The 16553-nt window shown below is 62.4% G+C and carries 17 protein-coding genes; 5 read left to right on the plus strand and 12 right to left on the minus strand.

Going from position 1 to position 16553, the window contains the following annotated elements; genetic code table 11:
• Window positions 1-15 precede the first annotated feature (15 nt).
• From K3551_RS13900 to K3551_RS13910, 3 genes are all read right to left on the minus strand, one after another.
• Window positions 16-1188 carry a phosphoglycerate kinase gene (locus K3551_RS13900; RefSeq protein WP_259914389.1) on the minus strand — a complete coding sequence of 391 codons (1173 nt, stop codon included), beginning with the start codon at window positions 1186-1188 and terminating at the stop codon, window positions 16-18.
• A 380-nt stretch (window positions 1189-1568) separates the two neighbouring features.
• Entirely contained in the window at window positions 1569-2573 is a 1005-nt protein-coding gene (gene gap, locus K3551_RS13905; RefSeq protein ID WP_259914391.1) for a type I glyceraldehyde-3-phosphate dehydrogenase, read from the minus strand.
• Between the two features lie 106 nt (window positions 2574-2679).
• Window positions 2680-2823: a hypothetical protein gene (locus K3551_RS13910; protein WP_259914393.1), complete on the minus strand. Its 144-nt coding sequence runs from the start codon at window positions 2821-2823 to the stop codon at window positions 2680-2682.
• Window positions 2824-2984: 161 nt separating this feature from the next.
• Here K3551_RS13910 and K3551_RS13915 point away from each other — a divergent pair, with 161 nt between their 5' ends.
• The 5 genes from K3551_RS13915 to K3551_RS13935 all read left to right on the plus strand — a co-directional run bounded on the left by K3551_RS13915 (window position 2985) and on the right by K3551_RS13935 (window position 8165).
• Window positions 2985-3878: a fructose bisphosphate aldolase gene (locus K3551_RS13915; protein WP_259914396.1), complete on the plus strand. Its 894-nt coding sequence runs from the start codon at window positions 2985-2987 to the stop codon at window positions 3876-3878.
• A gap of 129 nt (window positions 3879-4007) precedes the next feature.
• The gene (locus tag K3551_RS13920) at window positions 4008-4307 is read left to right on the plus strand and encodes a septum formation initiator family protein (protein ID WP_259914399.1); all 300 of its coding nucleotides are present in this window, start codon (window positions 4008-4010) and stop codon (window positions 4305-4307) included.
• Window positions 4308-4454: 147 nt separating this feature from the next.
• Window positions 4455-5474 (plus strand): pyruvate dehydrogenase (acetyl-transferring) E1 component subunit alpha, encoded by a 1020-nt coding sequence (gene pdhA / locus K3551_RS13925; RefSeq protein WP_259914402.1) that lies wholly within the window; start codon window positions 4455-4457, stop codon window positions 5472-5474.
• Window positions 5475-6851, plus strand: a complete 1377-nt coding sequence (locus K3551_RS13930) for a pyruvate dehydrogenase complex E1 component subunit beta (protein WP_259914404.1) — start codon at window positions 5475-5477, stop codon at window positions 6849-6851.
• A 12-nt stretch (window positions 6852-6863) separates the two neighbouring features.
• Entirely contained in the window at window positions 6864-8165 is a 1302-nt protein-coding gene (locus K3551_RS13935; RefSeq protein ID WP_259914406.1) for a pyruvate dehydrogenase complex dihydrolipoamide acetyltransferase, read from the plus strand.
• 64 nt (window positions 8166-8229) lie between these two features.
• Here K3551_RS13935 and cysE read toward each other — a convergent pair whose 3' ends face one another.
• The 9 genes from cysE to K3551_RS13980 form a co-directional block, all read right to left on the minus strand.
• Window positions 8230-9048 carry a serine O-acetyltransferase gene (cysE, locus tag K3551_RS13940; protein ID WP_259914408.1) on the minus strand — a complete coding sequence of 273 codons (819 nt, stop codon included), beginning with the start codon at window positions 9046-9048 and terminating at the stop codon, window positions 8230-8232.
• A 73-nt stretch (window positions 9049-9121) separates the two neighbouring features.
• A complete protein-coding gene (locus tag K3551_RS13945; protein ID WP_259914410.1) occupies window positions 9122-13009 on the minus strand; it encodes a glycoside hydrolase/phage tail family protein in 3888 nt (1295 codons plus the stop codon).
• 3 nt (window positions 13010-13012) lie between these two features.
• Window positions 13013-13459, minus strand: coding sequence for an NlpC/P60 family protein (locus K3551_RS13950; RefSeq protein ID WP_259914412.1), 447 nt, complete (start codon window positions 13457-13459; stop codon window positions 13013-13015).
• Entirely contained in the window at window positions 13456-14328 is an 873-nt protein-coding gene (locus K3551_RS13955; protein WP_259914414.1) for a DUF2163 domain-containing protein, read from the minus strand. Before K3551_RS13955 ends, K3551_RS13950 begins: the two co-directional genes overlap by 4 nt.
• A complete protein-coding gene (locus K3551_RS13960; RefSeq protein ID WP_259914416.1) occupies window positions 14325-14957 on the minus strand; it encodes a DUF2460 domain-containing protein in 633 nt (210 codons plus the stop codon). The genes K3551_RS13955 and K3551_RS13960 overlap by 4 nt, the downstream gene beginning before the upstream one ends.
• A gap of 10 nt (window positions 14958-14967) precedes the next feature.
• A complete protein-coding gene (locus K3551_RS13965; protein WP_259914419.1) occupies window positions 14968-15615 on the minus strand; it encodes a phage tail tape measure protein in 648 nt (215 codons plus the stop codon).
• Window positions 15608-15814, minus strand: a complete 207-nt coding sequence (locus K3551_RS13970) for a rcc01693 family protein (RefSeq protein WP_259914422.1) — start codon at window positions 15812-15814, stop codon at window positions 15608-15610. Before K3551_RS13970 ends, K3551_RS13965 begins: the two co-directional genes overlap by 8 nt.
• Window positions 15811-16140 carry a gene transfer agent family protein gene (locus tag K3551_RS13975; RefSeq protein WP_259914425.1) on the minus strand — a complete coding sequence of 110 codons (330 nt, stop codon included), beginning with the start codon at window positions 16138-16140 and terminating at the stop codon, window positions 15811-15813. The genes K3551_RS13970 and K3551_RS13975 overlap by 4 nt, the downstream gene beginning before the upstream one ends.
• Window positions 16140-16553, minus strand: coding sequence for a phage major tail protein, TP901-1 family (locus tag K3551_RS13980; RefSeq protein WP_259914428.1), 414 nt, complete (start codon window positions 16551-16553; stop codon window positions 16140-16142). The genes K3551_RS13975 and K3551_RS13980 overlap by 1 nt, the downstream gene beginning before the upstream one ends.

A 16553-nucleotide genomic window follows, 5' to 3' on the forward strand; every position in this document is an offset into this window, starting at 1 on the left:
TTGCCCCGAGCGGCCTCAGCTGGACAGAACGGCAACGCCGGGCAGTTCCTTGCCCTCCATCCATTCGAGGAAGGCACCGCCTGCGGTGGAGATGTAGGTGAACGACTCGGCCGCCCCGGCCTGGTTCAACGCCGCGACCGTGTCGCCCCCGCCCGCGACCGAGATCAGCTTGCCCGCCGTCGTCAGCTCGGCCGCGTATCTGGCGGCCGCGTTGGTGGCCGCGTCAAAGGGCGTCATCTCAAAGGCACCCAACGGGCCGTTCCAGATCAACGTGGCGCAGCCGTCGAGGACGGTCTTGATATGGGCGACGGAATCTGGGCCCGCGTCCAGGATCATGTGACCTTCGGGCACGGCGTCGGCCTTGACGGTCTGGGTTGCCGGGTTGGCCTTGAACTCGGCGGCGACCACCACGTCGCGGGGCAGTAGGATGGCGCAGCCCGCCGCCTCGGCCTTGGCGATGATTTCGCGGGCTGTATCCAGCAGATCGTGCTCGCACAGGCTGTTCTTTACGTCGACTCCCTGCGCGGCAAGGAAGGTGTTGGCCATGCCACCCCCGATGATCAGGTGCTGCACCTTGGTAACCAGGTTGCCCAGCAGGTCCAGCTTGGATGACACCTTGGCCCCACCCACAACGGCGGCGACCGGCGGTTGCGGCGTGCCGAGCGCTTTTTCGAGGGCGGTCAGTTCCGCCTGCATCAAACGACCGGCGCAGGCGGGTAACAGGCGGGCGACGCCCTCGGTCGAGGCGTGCGCGCGGTGCGCCGCCGAGAAGGCATCGTTGCAGTAGACATCCCCAAGCGAGGCCAAAAATTGCGCCATCTTGGGGTCGTTCGCCTCTTCCATTGGGGAAAAGCGGGTGTTTTCAATCAGGATTGGGCCGTCCGTCGCCTCCAGCGTGGCACGGTCGGGGCGTTCCACAAAAGCCACGTCGGAGCCGAGCGCCTTTGACAGCGCGGGCACAACCTGGCGCAGCGACATTTCGGGAACGTGCTTGCCCTTAGGGCGGCCGAAGTGCGCCAACAGGACCGGCTTGCCGCCCCGGGCCTGAATGTCGCGGATCGTGGGCACGATGCGGTCGATGCGTGTGGTGTCGGTTACGCGGCCATCTTCGACCGGCACATTGATGTCCACGCGGGTCAGAACGATCTTGCCGTCCAGGTCCATGTCGTCGAGGGTATTGAAGGCCATGCGCGCATCCTCCGAGGTTGCCGTGCGGCAACTCAAGTCTTTGTTTTAAAAATAGAACATGCAAAATGCAGCTCGTGATGCCAGTGGTAACATGAGGGCACGCGGAGGGCTAGCGCGCCGTGACCGGGCAGGCACCGACGACCGGGCGACCGGGCGGATCATTGACAGCAAAGCGCCCGCAACCTTGCGGCGCGGGCGTTGGATTGCGTCACCTGTCAGTCAGGACGAGCGGCTGTGGACACGATCTCGCGAAAGTGCCGCTCTGCCGCCCAAACTGATCTAGTCTTCGCTAAATCAGGTCTGCGCAGAACAGAACCGAGCGGCTGTGGACACGATCTCGCGAAAGTGCCGCTTTGCCGCCCAAACTGATTTAGTCTTCGCTAAATCAGTTTGCCCATCGCGACCGCCGTGTCGGCCATGCGGTTGGAGAAGCCCCATTCGTTGTCATACCACGACAGAATGCGGACAAGCTTGCCGCCTTCCATCACCTTGGTCTGATCCATGTGGAAAATCGAGGAATGCGGATCGTGGTTGAAGTCGGTCGAGACAAGCGGTTTGTCGGTGTAACCGAGGATGCCCTTGAGCGGACCGCTATCTGCGGCGGCCTTGATCGCCGCGTTGATTTCCTCGACCGAGGTGTCGCGCGACGCGGTGAAGGTCAGGTCGACGACCGATACGTTCGGCGTGGGCACGCGGATGGCGACGCCGTCCAGCTTGCCGTTCAGTTCCGGCATCACCAGGCCCACGGCCTTGGCGGCACCGGTTGAGGTCGGGATCATCGACAGAGCGGCGGCGCGGGCACGGTACAGATCCTTGTGCATCGTGTCCAGCGTGGGCTGGTCGCCGGTATAGCTGTGGATCGTGGTCATGAAGCCGCGCTCGATCCCGACTGCGTTGTGCAGCGTGTGGGCGACGGGCGTCAGGCAGTTCGTGGTGCAAGACGCGTTCGACACGATCAGGTCGTCGGCGGTCAGCGTGTCATGGTTGACGCCGTAGACGATCGTCTTGTCGGCATCGGTGCCCGGGGCAGAAATCAGAACGCGGCTCGACCCGTTTTCCAGGTGTGCCTGACACTTTTCCTTGGAGGTGAAGATGCCGGTGCATTCCATGACAACGTCCACATCCGACCAGGGCAGATCGGCGGGGTTGCGTTCGGCGGTGACGCGCATGGGGCCACGGCCCACGTCGATCCAGTCGTCGCCAGTGGTGACGGGCGCGGGGAACCGGCCATGAACGCTGTCGTATTGCAGCAGATGAGCGTTGGTTTCGACGGGGCCCAGATCGTTGATGGCGACGACTTCGATGTCGGTGCGGCCCGACTCGATGATGCCGCGCAGAACGTTGCGCCCGATGCGGCCGAAGCCGTTGATTGCTACTTTGACCATGGGTCCTCCGAGTGTTTTGCAACGTCGTGGGCGGCAACGAGCCGTTACCGCTAACGGTTCCGATGTCGCGCTAGCATGTCAACGGACGCAAAGGCAACCGGGCGCTCTATCGCCAGAAAGCCAGGGCTTCCACCAATAGCAGCATGCGCCGCCCGAGGAAGATCATCCAACCCCCGCCATTGAAAAGCGCGTCGGCAAGTACGAACGCGATCAGCAGCAGCGCGAGGATCAGAGCAGTCAGGTTCGTCATGGGCCGACCATCGCAGGGATGGGTGGCTTTGCAAGTCCGGGCGTGGCCCGCCTCGAAATGACCACGACCCTGCCCATTGTTAGCGCTCACAGTACCTTGCCCGACCCTGCCCCGCCCGCGTAGGTCGGTCACAAGTGAATTTCAGACCCGGAGCCCCCGCCATGACCCAGACCGACAAAGCCGCCAAAATCCGTGCCGGACAGGGCTTCATCGCCGCGCTCGACCAATCCGGTGGATCCAGCCCCAAGGCGCTGCGCCTTTATGGGGTCGAGGAAAATCGGTACTCCAACGACGACGAGATGTTCGACCTGATCCACGGCATGCGCGCCCGGATCGTGCGCGCGCCTGCCTTTACCGGTGACAAGGTGATCGGCGCGATCCTGTTCGAACAGACGATGGACCGCGATTTCGAAGGCACGCCTTCGGCCGCCTACCTTTGGGACAAGAAAGGCGTCGTGCCGTTCCTCAAGATCGACAAGGGGCTGGAGGACGCGAGTCAGGGTGTGCAGCTGATGAGGCCGATGCCGGACCTGGACGCCACCCTGGAACGTGCGCGTGGGCTGGGGGTCTTTGGAACCAAGGAGCGGTCCGTCGTGGGCGCCGCCGATGCGGCGGGCATCGAGGCCATCGTGGCCCAGCAATTCCAGGTCGGCAATCAGGTGCTGTCGCACGGCATGGTTCCGATCCTGGAGCCGGAAGTGACCATTTCAATCGCGGACAAGGCGCAAGCCGAGGCGCTGCTGCGTGATACCATCCTGAAGCATCTGGACAGCCTGCCCGACGGTCAGGAAATCATGCTGAAGCTGACCTTGCCGGAAGAAGACAATTTCTATCAGCCGCTGGCCGACCACCCCAAGGTCATGCGCGTCGTGGCCCTGTCGGGCGGGTATTCCCGTGACGAGGCCAACGCCCGCCTGGCCCGCAACCGCGGCATCATCGCCAGCTTCAGCCGCGCCCTGACCGAAGGCCTGTCGGATCAGCAGGACGACGATACATTCAATGCCGAGATCGGCCGCACCATCGAAAGCATCCGCGCGGCGTCTGTCGCCGGGTGATCCGCTGCCCCGTGGCGGGGCGGCAACGTGTACGACAACGGGGCGGCGCGGGGGATTCCTCCGCGCCGCCTTGTCTGTCATAAGACACGACAACAGGGTCCGTCAGAGGCCCGGGCATGAGGGCTGCGGATGACCAACAGGATTAAGACACCCGAATACGGCCTGCTGGTGCCGCTGGCCTTGTTGGGGTTTGGCGGCTACTTTGTCTTTGCGGGGATTCAGGGCGACTATGGCGTGTTGCGCCGGGTCGAGTTGGAGGCAGAACGCGATCTGCTGCGCGAAGAGCTTGCGCTGTTGACGACAGAGGTGGACCGGATGACCGACCGCACGACGCGTCTGTCGGACGACTTTCTGGACCTGGACCTGCTGGACGAACGCGCACGTCTGGTTCTTGGCGTGGCCCGAACCGACGAAATCGTCGTCGAATAGTCCCGCTTACCCAATGAAACCAGGCTTTTCGTTCCGCGGGTAACGGGTTTGCGCTAACGCGTGGTCAAGGGGCTTTGCCTTTTGCAAAGGGGTGCGCTACCAGATTGTTTAACGTTGAACGTTTTTCGATCCGGAGGAATCCCGCCCATGGCCCCACGCAAGCAGCCTGCCAAGGCAAAACCGAATGTCTCGAAGGAAGAGCTCCTTCAATACTACCGGGACATGCTCTTGATCCGGCGGTTCGAGGAAAAGGCGGGTCAGTTGTATGGGATGGGTCTGATCGGCGGCTTCTGCCACCTGTATATCGGTCAGGAAGCAGTCGTGGTCGGCCTGGAGGCCGCCGCGAAAGAGGGCGACAAGCGCATCACTTCCTACCGCGACCACGGTCACATGCTGGCCTGTGGCATGGACCCCAAGGGCGTCATGGCCGAGCTGACGGGCCGCGAGGGGGGCTATTCCAAGGGCAAGGGTGGCTCGATGCACATGTTCTCCAAGGAGAAGCATTTCTACGGCGGCCACGGCATCGTCGGCGCACAGGTGCCGCTGGGGGCCGGCCTGGCATTCAGCGACAAGTACAAGGGGAACGACAACGTCACCTTTACCTATTTCGGGGACGGCGCGGCGAACCAGGGTCAGGTCTATGAGGCCTACAACATGGCCGAAATCTGGTCCCTGCCCTGCATTTTTGTGATCGAAAACAACCAGTACGCCATGGGCACCTCGACCAAGCGGTCGACGCATTCACCGTCTTACTGGGAACGCGGCGCGGCCTACGGGATCGCGGGCGAGGAAGTCGACGGCATGGACGTCCTGGCCGTCAAGGCCGCCGGTGAAAAGGCCGTGGCCCACTGCCGTGCGGGCAAGGGCCCCTACATCCTCGAAATCAAGACCTATCGCTATCGCGGTCACTCCATGTCCGACCCGGCCAAATACCGGACCCGCGACGAGGTGCAGAAAATGCGCGAAGAGCGGGACGCCATCGAAATGGTGCGCCAGATGCTGTTGACCGGGGATCACGCCAGCGAGGACGACCTCAAGGCAATCGACAAAGAGATCAAGGACGTGGTCAACGCCTCGGCCGAGTTCGCCAAGGAAAGCCCGGAGCCCGCGCTCGAAGAGCTCTGGACCGATATTTATGCAGACGAAGTTCCGCAGGAGGCCGTGTAAATGGCGACTGAAATCCTGATGCCCGCCCTCTCCCCCACGATGGAGGAGGGCACGCTCGCAAAATGGCTGGTCAAGGAGGGCGACACCGTTTCGTCCGGTGACATCATGGCCGAGATCGAAACCGACAAGGCCACTATGGAATTTGAGGCCGTTGACGAAGGTGTCATCGGCAAGATCCTGGTCGCCGAGGGCACCGAAGGGGTGAAGGTCAACTCCCCCATCGCCGTACTGCTGGAAGAGGGCGAGAGCGCCGACGATATCCAGACCACGACCGAGGCCCCAACCCAGGACGCCCGCGAAGAGGCCGCGACCCCGGCACCCGCTGCCGCCCAGGTGGCCAGCGAAGAGCCCACCCCGCAGTCCAACGCATCGCCCGATTGGCCCGAGGGCACCGAGATGGTCAGCCAGACCGTCCGCGAAGCCATCCGCGACGCCATGTCCGAAGAGATGCGCCGCGACGAAAACGTTTTCCTGATGGGGGAAGAGGTGGCCGAGTATCAAGGCGCCTACAAGATTTCCCAAGGGATGCTGGACGAATTCGGTGAAAAGCGCGTCATCGACACACCGATTACCGAACATGGGTTCACGGGTATCGCCGTCGGCGCGGCCTTCGGCGGCCTGCGTCCGATCGTGGAATTCATGACCTTTAATTTCGCCATGCAAGCCATTGATCAAATTATCAACTCGGCTGCTAAGACCCTCTACATGTCCGGTGGTCAGATGGGGGCACCCATGGTGTTCCGTGGTCCCAATGGCGCTGCGGCGCGCGTCGGCGCCCAGCATTCTCAGGACTACGCCGCCTGGTATGCCAGCATTCCGGGCCTCAAGGTCGTGATGCCCTATTCGGCTGCGGACGCGAAGGGCCTGATGAAGACCGCGATCCGTGATCCTAATCCGGTCATCTTCCTTGAAAACGAAATCCTCTACGGCAAATCCTTCGACGTGCCGAAGCTGGACGATTTCACGATCCCCTTCGGCAAGGCAAAGATCTGGCGCGAAGGGTCCGACGTGACCATTGTCAGCTGGGGCATCGGGATGACCTACGCCCTCAGCGCCGCGGAAAAGCTAGCAGCAGATGGGATCGAGGCCGAGGTTATCGACCTTCGGACCCTGCGGCCCGTCGACTACGACACCGTGTTGGCCTCCGTCATGAAGACCAACCGCTGTGTTCTGGTCGAAGAGGCGTTCCCCGTCGCATCGTTCAGCGATCATATGGCGTCGACCATCATGCAGCGCGCCTTTGACTACCTGGACGCGCCGGTCGTGACCTGCACAGGCAAGGATGTGCCCATGCCCTACGCCGCGAACCTCGAAAAGCTGGCTTTGGTGACCACCGATGAGGTCGTCGAAGCTGTCCGCTCCGTGACCTACAAATAAGGGACATCAGATATGGCAACCGAAATCCTGATGCCCGCCCTGTCCCCCACGATGGAGGAGGGCACGCTTGCCAAGTGGCTCGTGAAGGAAGGCGATACCGTCTCTTCTGGCGACTTGCTGGCGGAAATTGAAACCGACAAGGCCACGATGGAGTTCGAGGCCGTGGACGAAGGCGTCATCGGCAAGATCCTGGTGGCCGAGGGCAGCGAGGGGGTGAAGGTCAACTCCCCCATCGCCGTGCTGCTGGAAGAAGGCGAAGACGCCTCTGCAATGGACAACATGTCCTCGGGCGACGGGGCGGCAGCCCCCGCACCAGCCGAAGCAGCCCCCGCCGAAGTTCCTGCCCCGTCTGCCGCGCCCGCTGCCGCCCCGACGGCCAAAGGCGACCGCGTCTTTGCGACCCCGCTCGCGCGGCGCATAGCCAAGGACAAGGGGCTGGATCTGAGCCAGATCACCGGCTCTGGCCCACGCGGTCGCATCGTCAAGGCAGACGTGGAAAACGCGCAGCCGGGTGCCGCCAAGACCCCTGCCGCCGCAGAGGCCCCCAAGGCAGCACCGCAACCGGTAGCTGCTGCACCCGCAGGCCCCTCGACCGAAGCCGTGTTGAAGATGTACGCGGATCGCGAGTTCGAAGAGGTCAAGCTGGACGGCATGCGCAAGACGATCGCCGCGCGCCTCACAGAAGCCAAGCAGACGATCCCGCACTTCTACCTGCGCCGGGACGTCCACCTGGACGCTCTGCTCAAGTTCCGCAGCCAGCTGAACAAGCAGCTGGAACCGCGCGGCGTAAAGCTGTCGGTCAATGACTTTGTCATCAAGGCATCGGCCTTGGCACTGCAGGCCGTGCCGGACGCCAACGCTGTCTGGGCTGGGGACAGGGTTCTGAAGCTGAAGCCTTCGGACGTCGCAGTCGCCGTGGCCATCGAAGGTGGTCTCTTCACTCCCGTTCTTAAGGACGCGGAAATGAAGTCACTGTCTGCACTGTCCGCTGAGATGAAGGATCTGGCGAAACGGGCCCGTGATCGCAAACTCGCCCCCCACGAATACCAAGGCGGCAGTTTTGCGATTTCCAACCTTGGCATGTTCGGGATCGATAACTTCGACGCCGTCATCAATCCGCCCCACGGCTCCATCCTCGCTGTCGGCGCGGGTGTGAAAAAGCCCGTGATCGGTGCGGACGGAGAGATTACCGCCGCGACCGTCATGTCGGTCACACTCAGTGTTGACCACAGGGTGATCGATGGCGCGCTTGGTGCCGAGTGGTTGAAGGCGTTCGCCGACAACCTCGAGAATCCCATGACGATGCTCGCCTAAACCCTACAGATACGAAAAAGGGGCGGCCGAATGGCCGCCCCTTTTTTTGCTCCTGAGTACCAGCCTAGGTTTCCGTTCCGCGCACGCCTATAAGCTGATCCATCATGATTGACGGTTGCGCACATCCCGCTTCTCCGACGATGCGCGCTGGAACACCCGCGACAGTCTTCATTGCCGGCACGGGTTCAAGCACGACGGAACCGGCGGCAATCCGGCTACAATGCCCGACACGGATATTTCCCAACACCTTCGCACCAGCGCCGATCAGCACACCGTCCTCGATTTTCGGATGCCGGTCGTCATCTTCCTTGCCGGTCCCGCCCAAAGTGACCGAATGCAGCATCGATACATTGTTACCGACCACGGCAGTCTCGCCGATGACGATACTATGGGCGTGGTCGATCATGATCCCCCGCCCGATCCGAGCGCCAGGGTGGATGTCCACACCAAAGGTCTCACTCACCCGCATCTGAACAAAATACGCGAGATCCTTGCGGCCGGTTCGCCACAACCAATTGCCAATTCGATAGGCCTGAATTGCCTGGAACCCCTTGAAGAAAAGGATTGGCTGCAAAAACCTGTGGCAAGCCGGATCCCTTTCGAAAACTGCCACGATGTCAGCCCGCGCCGCCTGCCCCAGTGTCGGATCAGCGGCATATGCCGCGTCCGAAATCTCACGCAGAAGCTGATCACTCATTTCGCCAGAAGCAAGTTTCTGCGCGAAACGATACGCCAACGCCTTTTCCAGGCTGTCATGGTGCAGGATCGAAGCGTGGACCAACCCTCCCAGCAACGGCTCGGCGCGGATTGCGTCGCGGGCCTCTTCAAGAGTCTGGTCCCAGACCTTGTCAACGGAACGCACGGTGATCTGGGTTTGGGTCATGACGATCTTCCCTTGTCAGACCTCCTACCTAAGCCCGCAATCAACAGCTTGCAAACCTGCGCATCCGCTGTGGTCACGCAAGCGTGAGGTCAGCCCAATGACCGGGACCGAAGACGTCGGACATTTGAGCTACCCGCAACCGCCCCCCACCGCCAGCAACCAGCGCCAACTCCAAGGCCGATACGACAACCTGCGGGGTATCCACGTCCCGGCTCAGCACGAGCTCTCCGCCCCCATCGCGCAGTTCGACGCGATACCGCTCGGACGCTTCCGCCAAAGGCACATCAGAAATGTCCCAAGCCTCCCCGACGGCCCTGCTCCGACGAACCCAACTGACCCCAAGATCAGCGCCTTGCGGCATCGCACGCAGGTGCACTGGTGCATAGGGTCGCAACCCCTCACCCCGGATTGTCCGGGTCTGCTGGCGGTAGGTTTCATGATCCAGAGGAAGCCGGGCTGCCCCATATCGATAGTACCGGGGCAAGCCCAAGGCATCCGGAGGCAAGTCCAGCTGCTCCGGCCCTCCATCCAACAAGGCAACAACGCTGCCCGCAGGCCACGAAGCTGGCATATTCGCCTCGGTGCCGCGCTGTCCACGCAGGCGCATCGACAAGCCCCAAACACCGGGTTCAATGACGCGCGCGTCCCGAAATTGCAGGATTTCCCAACCGCTTGCGGCACCGGTTCCAACCGCCATCGCATTTGCACCCGCCAGCAGGCTCGCTTCCGACACACTGGCAAGCGTCCCGCCCGCGACACGGACCACGACTTCCTCTCCCCGGTCCCAAAGCCCCGGTCGTGCTGCCAGTAACTCCGTTTCCGTCCGTCCCAAAATCGAAGGAACATCTACAAGCGTATTCAAACGGTAATCGGCGTCCGCCACCGATGAATAGATCGCGACGCTCCCAGGCCAGGGGCGGGCGGATACAGCAACATGCGGGGCCTGCGGATCTTCCTTGCCGGTCAGAAGCGGCAGATCCATGATCACCGCCTCAACCGGAAGCGAAGCGCGCGGACGCAGTTGGCCAGACCCATCTTCGACCGCATCACTGGGTTCCAACGTCGCTTTCTCGGTCCGAACGGCCTGAATTCGACGCTGTCCCGCATCCTCGATACGGTCGACGCGATACGTTTCGCCATCGCCATCCAGTGTGATGAGGTCACCCGCCCGCACCTCCCGCGCGGAGGGCGGCAAAGCCGTCTGCAATCCGTCACGTGCGATCCGGGCTTCTGCAAGAAACCGCTCCGCCAAGGCATGTCCTTCACCCGTCGTCAGAGACAAGGGTAGTTCGCTTTCTGCGATCGGCAAAGCCGCACCGCCAGGCAGCACCGCGTCCCCTACCTTGGTGGTAAAACTGCCAACTGCATCGATGTGCTGGACCCGTACGCGCCCCGACACATCTGCCTCTGCCGCCCGCTCGATATGAACAGTGGCGTCTCCCTCAGGGACAAGATGCGCTCGCTCCAACGACCAGACGACTGCATCCGAACGCATGAAAAACGCCACTACTCCGTCCCGCTCTGCCACATCAACGCCATGGGCAAGCAAGAGCGGTTGCAGATCCGCGCGCGCAGATTGGACATTCTGAACCGGATAGCCACGCAGGGCCCCATGGACCCCGGACACGTCGATGGCTTGAAGGCCCGAGGACCGGCAAATCTCTTCGATTACATTGGCCAGGGGCACGTTGCCGGATCGACCGTTGATCCAATGGCCTCGTCCGTAGTTATCCCCATCGCTCCAGAAAGACAAAAGATCCGGGAACGCCGGCCATGGCCGCGCATCCCATGCCCAGGCCAGTGATCGATCCATATCCACCATTGCCTGATCATAGACATCCGAAACGGGGTTCTGATCCGGGTCGCTCCAATGGCTCAGCATTGCCCGCAAATACTGCATCTGGATCATATCGTCCCGCCTACCGTTGGAATGGCGCGGCAGTTGGGACTCCGATGATTTCGGATCCAGGAACTTGTTGGGTTGGTTGGTTCCCTTATCGATCGCCGCACACCCGAACTCGGTAAACCGAATAGGTTTGGAACGCGGCACCCAGGCTGTCGGCGTATTCAGGCGAACCCCATCGATCCGGTCGTGATGAGGCTCCTGCCACCAGGACCGAATGTCCTTGTAGCGAAAGACCCAAGGCTCTCCGTGCGCGCCATCCTCAATCGGGACCCGTCGCTGCGCAGCCCGCGCTTCCTCCGTCGGATAGTACCAATCGAACCCCTCACCACCCTCGATATTGGCGCGCAGATAATCGAGGTTTCCGATATTGCGGTACGCGCTGTCGGCGTGATCCTCTCCGTCGCGCCAGTCTGACAAAGGCATGTAGTTGTCGATCCCGATGAAATCGATCTCCGGCGCGGACCAGAGCGGATCGAGATTGAAATGGACGTTGCCGCTGTCAGCAGGATGATAGCCATAATACTCCGACCAATCCGCAGCATAGCTTATTTTCGCATACGGCAGCAGCTGTCGGACTTCCGCGGCGAGCGAAACCATCTGCGCAACCGCCGGAAAACTGTCTCCTGCCCCACGAATTCGTGTCAGCCCACGCATCTCCGACCCGATACAAAAGGCTTCAACGCCACCCGCTGCCGCGCAGAGCGCGGCATAATGCAGAATAAACCGTCGGTACGACCATTCCTGCGGACCACTGTAGGTGACCACCCCGTCTCCCACGTGAAAATGCTCCGAAGCGGCCGTCCCAAAGAAAGCTTCAACCTCACCTGCCGCTGCCGCGGTCCGATCGGCGCTGCCTGACTGGTCTGGTGCCAGTTCCGTGGTAATCCGACCTCGCCAGGGCAGAACCGCCTGCTCTGCCGCACCATAGGGGTCGGGCAGGCCATTCCCCTCCAACTGATCCATCAGGATGAACGGATAAAAGGTCACCTCAATGCCCCGCGACGTCAGATCGCGCACCGCTTCAACGACCGACGCATCGCCAGGCGTGCCACCGTAGACCGGTCGCTCCTCGACAATCGGCACAATGCCCGCGACATCCCTGCCGGCACCGGCAACCGTCCAGGCGATCGGAGTCCCCTCTGCGTCCAGATGCTCTGCCCTCGGGCGGACAGTGCAATGGCTGCATCGCAGATCATCCCCGAACCAGGACACGACGAGCGATGCGGCCCCGACGTTCGGAAGTTCCTCTTCAAGGTCACGCATGGACACACGGAAATCACTGATATCCTGCAAGGTACTGACGTTGGCCGATTGACTGTCGCCAACCCCACCGCCGTAATGAACCGCTGTGGTCGCCAGCGAGTATTCACCTGTTCCGGGTACCAGCGCGACACCGCGTAACAGCTCTGCCGGGGACCCAACGCCTTCGGCATTCATCCGACTGCGTACAACCTCGAACGACATTTGAGGGACCCGATTGCCAAACTGGGTCAGGTCCATGTCCTCGATGACGACATAAGCTGTTCCACGAAACGCCGGTGCCGCTTCCTCTCCTTCGATGGCCGAAATCAGCGCATCCGGCAGCTGATCCTCGGAACCATCGTAGACGCGCAAGGTCAGGCTATCCCGCGAAATCTCGCTTCCGTCTGCCCAGATCCGCCCGATCCGCGTGATCGGCCCTTCTGACAGCGCGACTGCCACCGAAATCGAATAGCTGAACTGCGTGACCTGCGGCGATTTCGGCGCGCCCTTGCCACCTCCCGACACGTTTCGTTCCTCCCGGAACCGGCTGGCCCAGATGACCTGACCTCCGACCCGCACGCGCCCATAGACGCGCGGTATAGCTGCCCCTTCCGCCGCTCCGGTCAGGCGGAACCGATCGATCCGTCCGTGTTCAACAGCATCCGCTCCGGCTCCCATGATCCGCTGGTCGATCACCCGCCCCAGCGTCGCGCCTGCCGCCCGCCCGATCACAGCCGCGCTCAGGCCCAAGACAGACCCGCCCAGACTGCCGCCGATAGTCGCGCCAACCGCGCCCAGTACGAGTGTGGCCATAGATCAGTCCTCCGGTTCCGCCGTGGCGGGAAAGTCGAAGCGCGCCGCGATCCGGCGCGCCCAAGGCTTCGACAGGGCACTTTCGACGACCCCGTGGCCTGAGTAGGCATGAATGAATGCAGGGGTTTCCCCGCTGCGGCTCAAGATGCCCAGATGCTTGGCCACCGACCCGTCCCGCATTCGAAACAGCAGACACTCTCCGTCCGACAACGCACGGTTCGGGGGAACCGGAGTCAGATGCCGAAGGGCAGCTTCCCACAGGCGTTCCTCGTGCTGAGGCTCAGACCAGTCGGCGGTGTACGCAGGCACGACCTCCGGCTCTCCGCCATAGACAGCGCGCCAAACACCACGCACCAGACCAAGGCAGTCTGTCCCGACCGCCTTCGATGACCCTTGATGCAGATAGGCCGTCCCGATCCAGGACCGTGCTGCCGCCACCACGCGGCTCATCGCTTGCCACCATCGTTCACGGCACGGCTGTTTGGATATGCCATCATCCAATCGTCACCCGGAATATGCGGGAAACCGCGAAAATTCAGAAGGTTGTCGAACTTGAACCGACAGGTCGCCATCCGTTTGTCGCATCCAGCCTGCAGCCGGACCCGGTCGCCAGCGGCAATCGGTGCACGCAGCCCAGCCCAAAGCTCGATGCGCCGGGACGTGGTACCGATACGGTCGGTCTTGACCTGTTCGCTCAATCCGGACGCGGCTCCGTCGAGCACGTCGAGACGACCTCGTTCAAACCAACGCGCCTCATAAAGATCCGGGATCGGCAGGAACAGAACACGCGCGTCCTCGACCTCGACCACCTCAACTTCCAACGTAAAGATATCGTCCGACAGATCCTTTCGACACCGCCCATCCCCCAACACCGCATCGCACCGCGATTGAAAGACACGTCCCTGCGTCTTGTTCAGCGCCTCTGCCAAGCCCCGCAGCTCCGCCGAAAACCGCCCATCCCCCCAGCTGATCTCTCCGAGGGATCCTCGAAACAGGATCTCGAAGCTCCCCGGATCCTGCCAGTTCACCAGATAGGCCGTCACCTCCGCCGCATCCCAGCGCCCTGCCTTCAGGTCGGCCTCCGAAATGACATCGTGCTGCAAGGCCCCGCTCGCCTCGACGTTATCGACCGCCATTCCGGTCGACGCCTGTAGCGCGCCTGCCGCCATACCCGAAGACGCAAGACAGGCCACGCCATCGACGATCATGTCGCGATCGTGATCGGTAAATCCATGCACGATCCCGTCCTTGCGCCGCAGCACCCAGGCGCGACACACGGTCGAGGTGCCAATGGCGAGATGATCCGCCAGCGCGCTCACGACCGCAGCTCCACAACCGGCACGTCCGGCACATCGCCCGCATGAAAACTGGCGACAGAGGTTTGAATACCATCACTGTCGAACCGCACCGGCACGTCGAACTCGAACCCTGCCGTCACATCGACGCCCTCATCTGGCGGCGAAAAGAACGTCACCACGCCGCTGGCCACATCGACGTCATAGTGGATCGTGTCCTGCAACTCGTCATTCTGAACACCGACCCGCACCGTGCCAAACACAGGTTTCGTGATTGGGCGGCGATAGCTCTGCTCGCCGGAAACATAGGCTTTCGACAGCGAGAACGCCGTCTGAACGCCGTCACCCACCCCGATGATCTGGTCCGTAAAGGCCACCTTCTTGGACGGGGCACAGGATTTGTGATCCGACCAATCCTTCCACCTGAACCCGAAAAGCCGCCCACGTCGTGCCTCGAAAAAGGCGATGAGGTCAGCAATATCGTCCAACGACCGCATCCCTACGCCAGCGTCATAGCGTCTGCGCGAATGCGCCCAGGGCGTGTTCCGCTCTTCGTGGCCATTGGCCATGGCGACGATCTCGGTCAGGCGTTCCGGCCCGCCGACAGATCCCAGCGACAGGCGTGGCGGGAACTGAATTTCGTGAAAGGACATGGTCCGCTCCTCACCGGTTGCGTGCGCCGCGCGACAACGCGCGCGACATTTCCGCAGCGATCTGGCTGCGCGACCTGCGGAAACCTGCGGCGTCCGGGGTCTGAATGTTCATGGTCACGTGAATGTTGCCGCCCTGGCCCTGCATCTCGACGCCCAACCGACCGTTTGGACCACGCGTCAGCGGCATGATTGCCTCCGGCCCGGCTTCACCCATCAGCCCGGTGCCACCGCGCATCGGAAATGTCGTAGGCGACGAAACGATCCCACCCTTGGCAAACGGCATCACGCGCCCCTGGGCAAAGGCTCCACCATCGGCGAATGGCAACACCGCATTGATGCCATGGGCCAAGGCACTGCCCAGCGCTGTCTGAACCGGCTTCATGGCTGTGTTGTAGGTCGCGTTGATCATCGTCTTGGCCAGGCCACCCAAGGCATCCGACAGCTTCAACCCGTCGAACACGACCCCATCAAAGGCCTTGCGCAGCCCGCCGGCAAAGGACCGGGACAGCCCCTTCACCTCCTTCTGGGTGAACAGCATCTGTCCCTCCAGCGACCCCAGCTCCGCCGAAAAGCGAGAGGCGACCTGCGCCCCTCCGCCCATCTTGGCGATAACCTCGTCATAGGCGTCCCCCGCCTCGTCGATGTCTCTGTCATCCATTGTGTGTCTCCGTCCTGTCAGGGAACCGGGCCGCCAGCGCCTCCAGCCCGGCCCGATCCATGGGCAAACGCCCTTCGCTGTGTCCCAGCAGGAAAGCCAACTCCGCCGGTGTCAGGGCCCAGAATGCAGCAGGCGACAGGCCCAGACCGCGCATCCCGGCTGCCATCAACGTCGGCCAGTCGAACTTCTCCGCACTCATGCCAGGGGCCCCGGCAAGGCAAAGGCGCGCCCCAGCAAAAGGGCTGCCACCCGCGTGACCTCCAATGGGCCGCCCTCGATCTCAGCGGACAGCAAGGTTTCGACGTCACCCCGCCAGCCCCCCCCGCGCAGCCCCGCCAGCAACAGGACGATCACATCCCGTGCAGAAAACGCCTTCGTCTCGAACCGTTCGACCAGAGCGACCAGGCTATCGGCCTCCAGCCCGGCCTCAAGCTCCGCCAAGGCACCCAGCGTCAGCTTCAGAACGTGGCGCTCCCCATCCAGGGTCAGCACCACCTCCCCTGCATAGGGATTACCCTCGCTCATCAAAGCGGCGTGAAGGTCAGCTCACCCGCCGAGGCGAGCGAGATTTCATAGGTCGCTTCCCCGTCGTGGCTGCCTCCGTATTCCAACGAGGTGATCTGAAACGCGCCCTCGACGATACCGAAGTCAGGGATGATGACCTGAAACTCCGGCACTTCGCCGTCAAAGAACAACTGCCTTGCCCGTGTGTCCGTGTCAGCGTCGCGAAACACGCCCGAGCCGGAGACAGAGGCGGACTTCACCCCGCCGCCGCCCAGCAACTCCCGCCAACCGCCACTGCTATCCAGCGAGGTCACGTCGATCGACCCCGCGTTGAAGGTCAACCGCGTCGCACGCAGACCCGCCAGCGTGGTAAACACACCAGTCCCATCGATATCGACCTTCAGCAGAAGGTCCTTGCCGCTTTGCACAGTCAT

Origin of the sequence: Jannaschia sp. M317 (assembly GCF_025141175.1) — a bacterium.
Classification (GTDB): Bacteria; Pseudomonadota; Alphaproteobacteria; order Rhodobacterales; family Rhodobacteraceae; genus Jannaschia.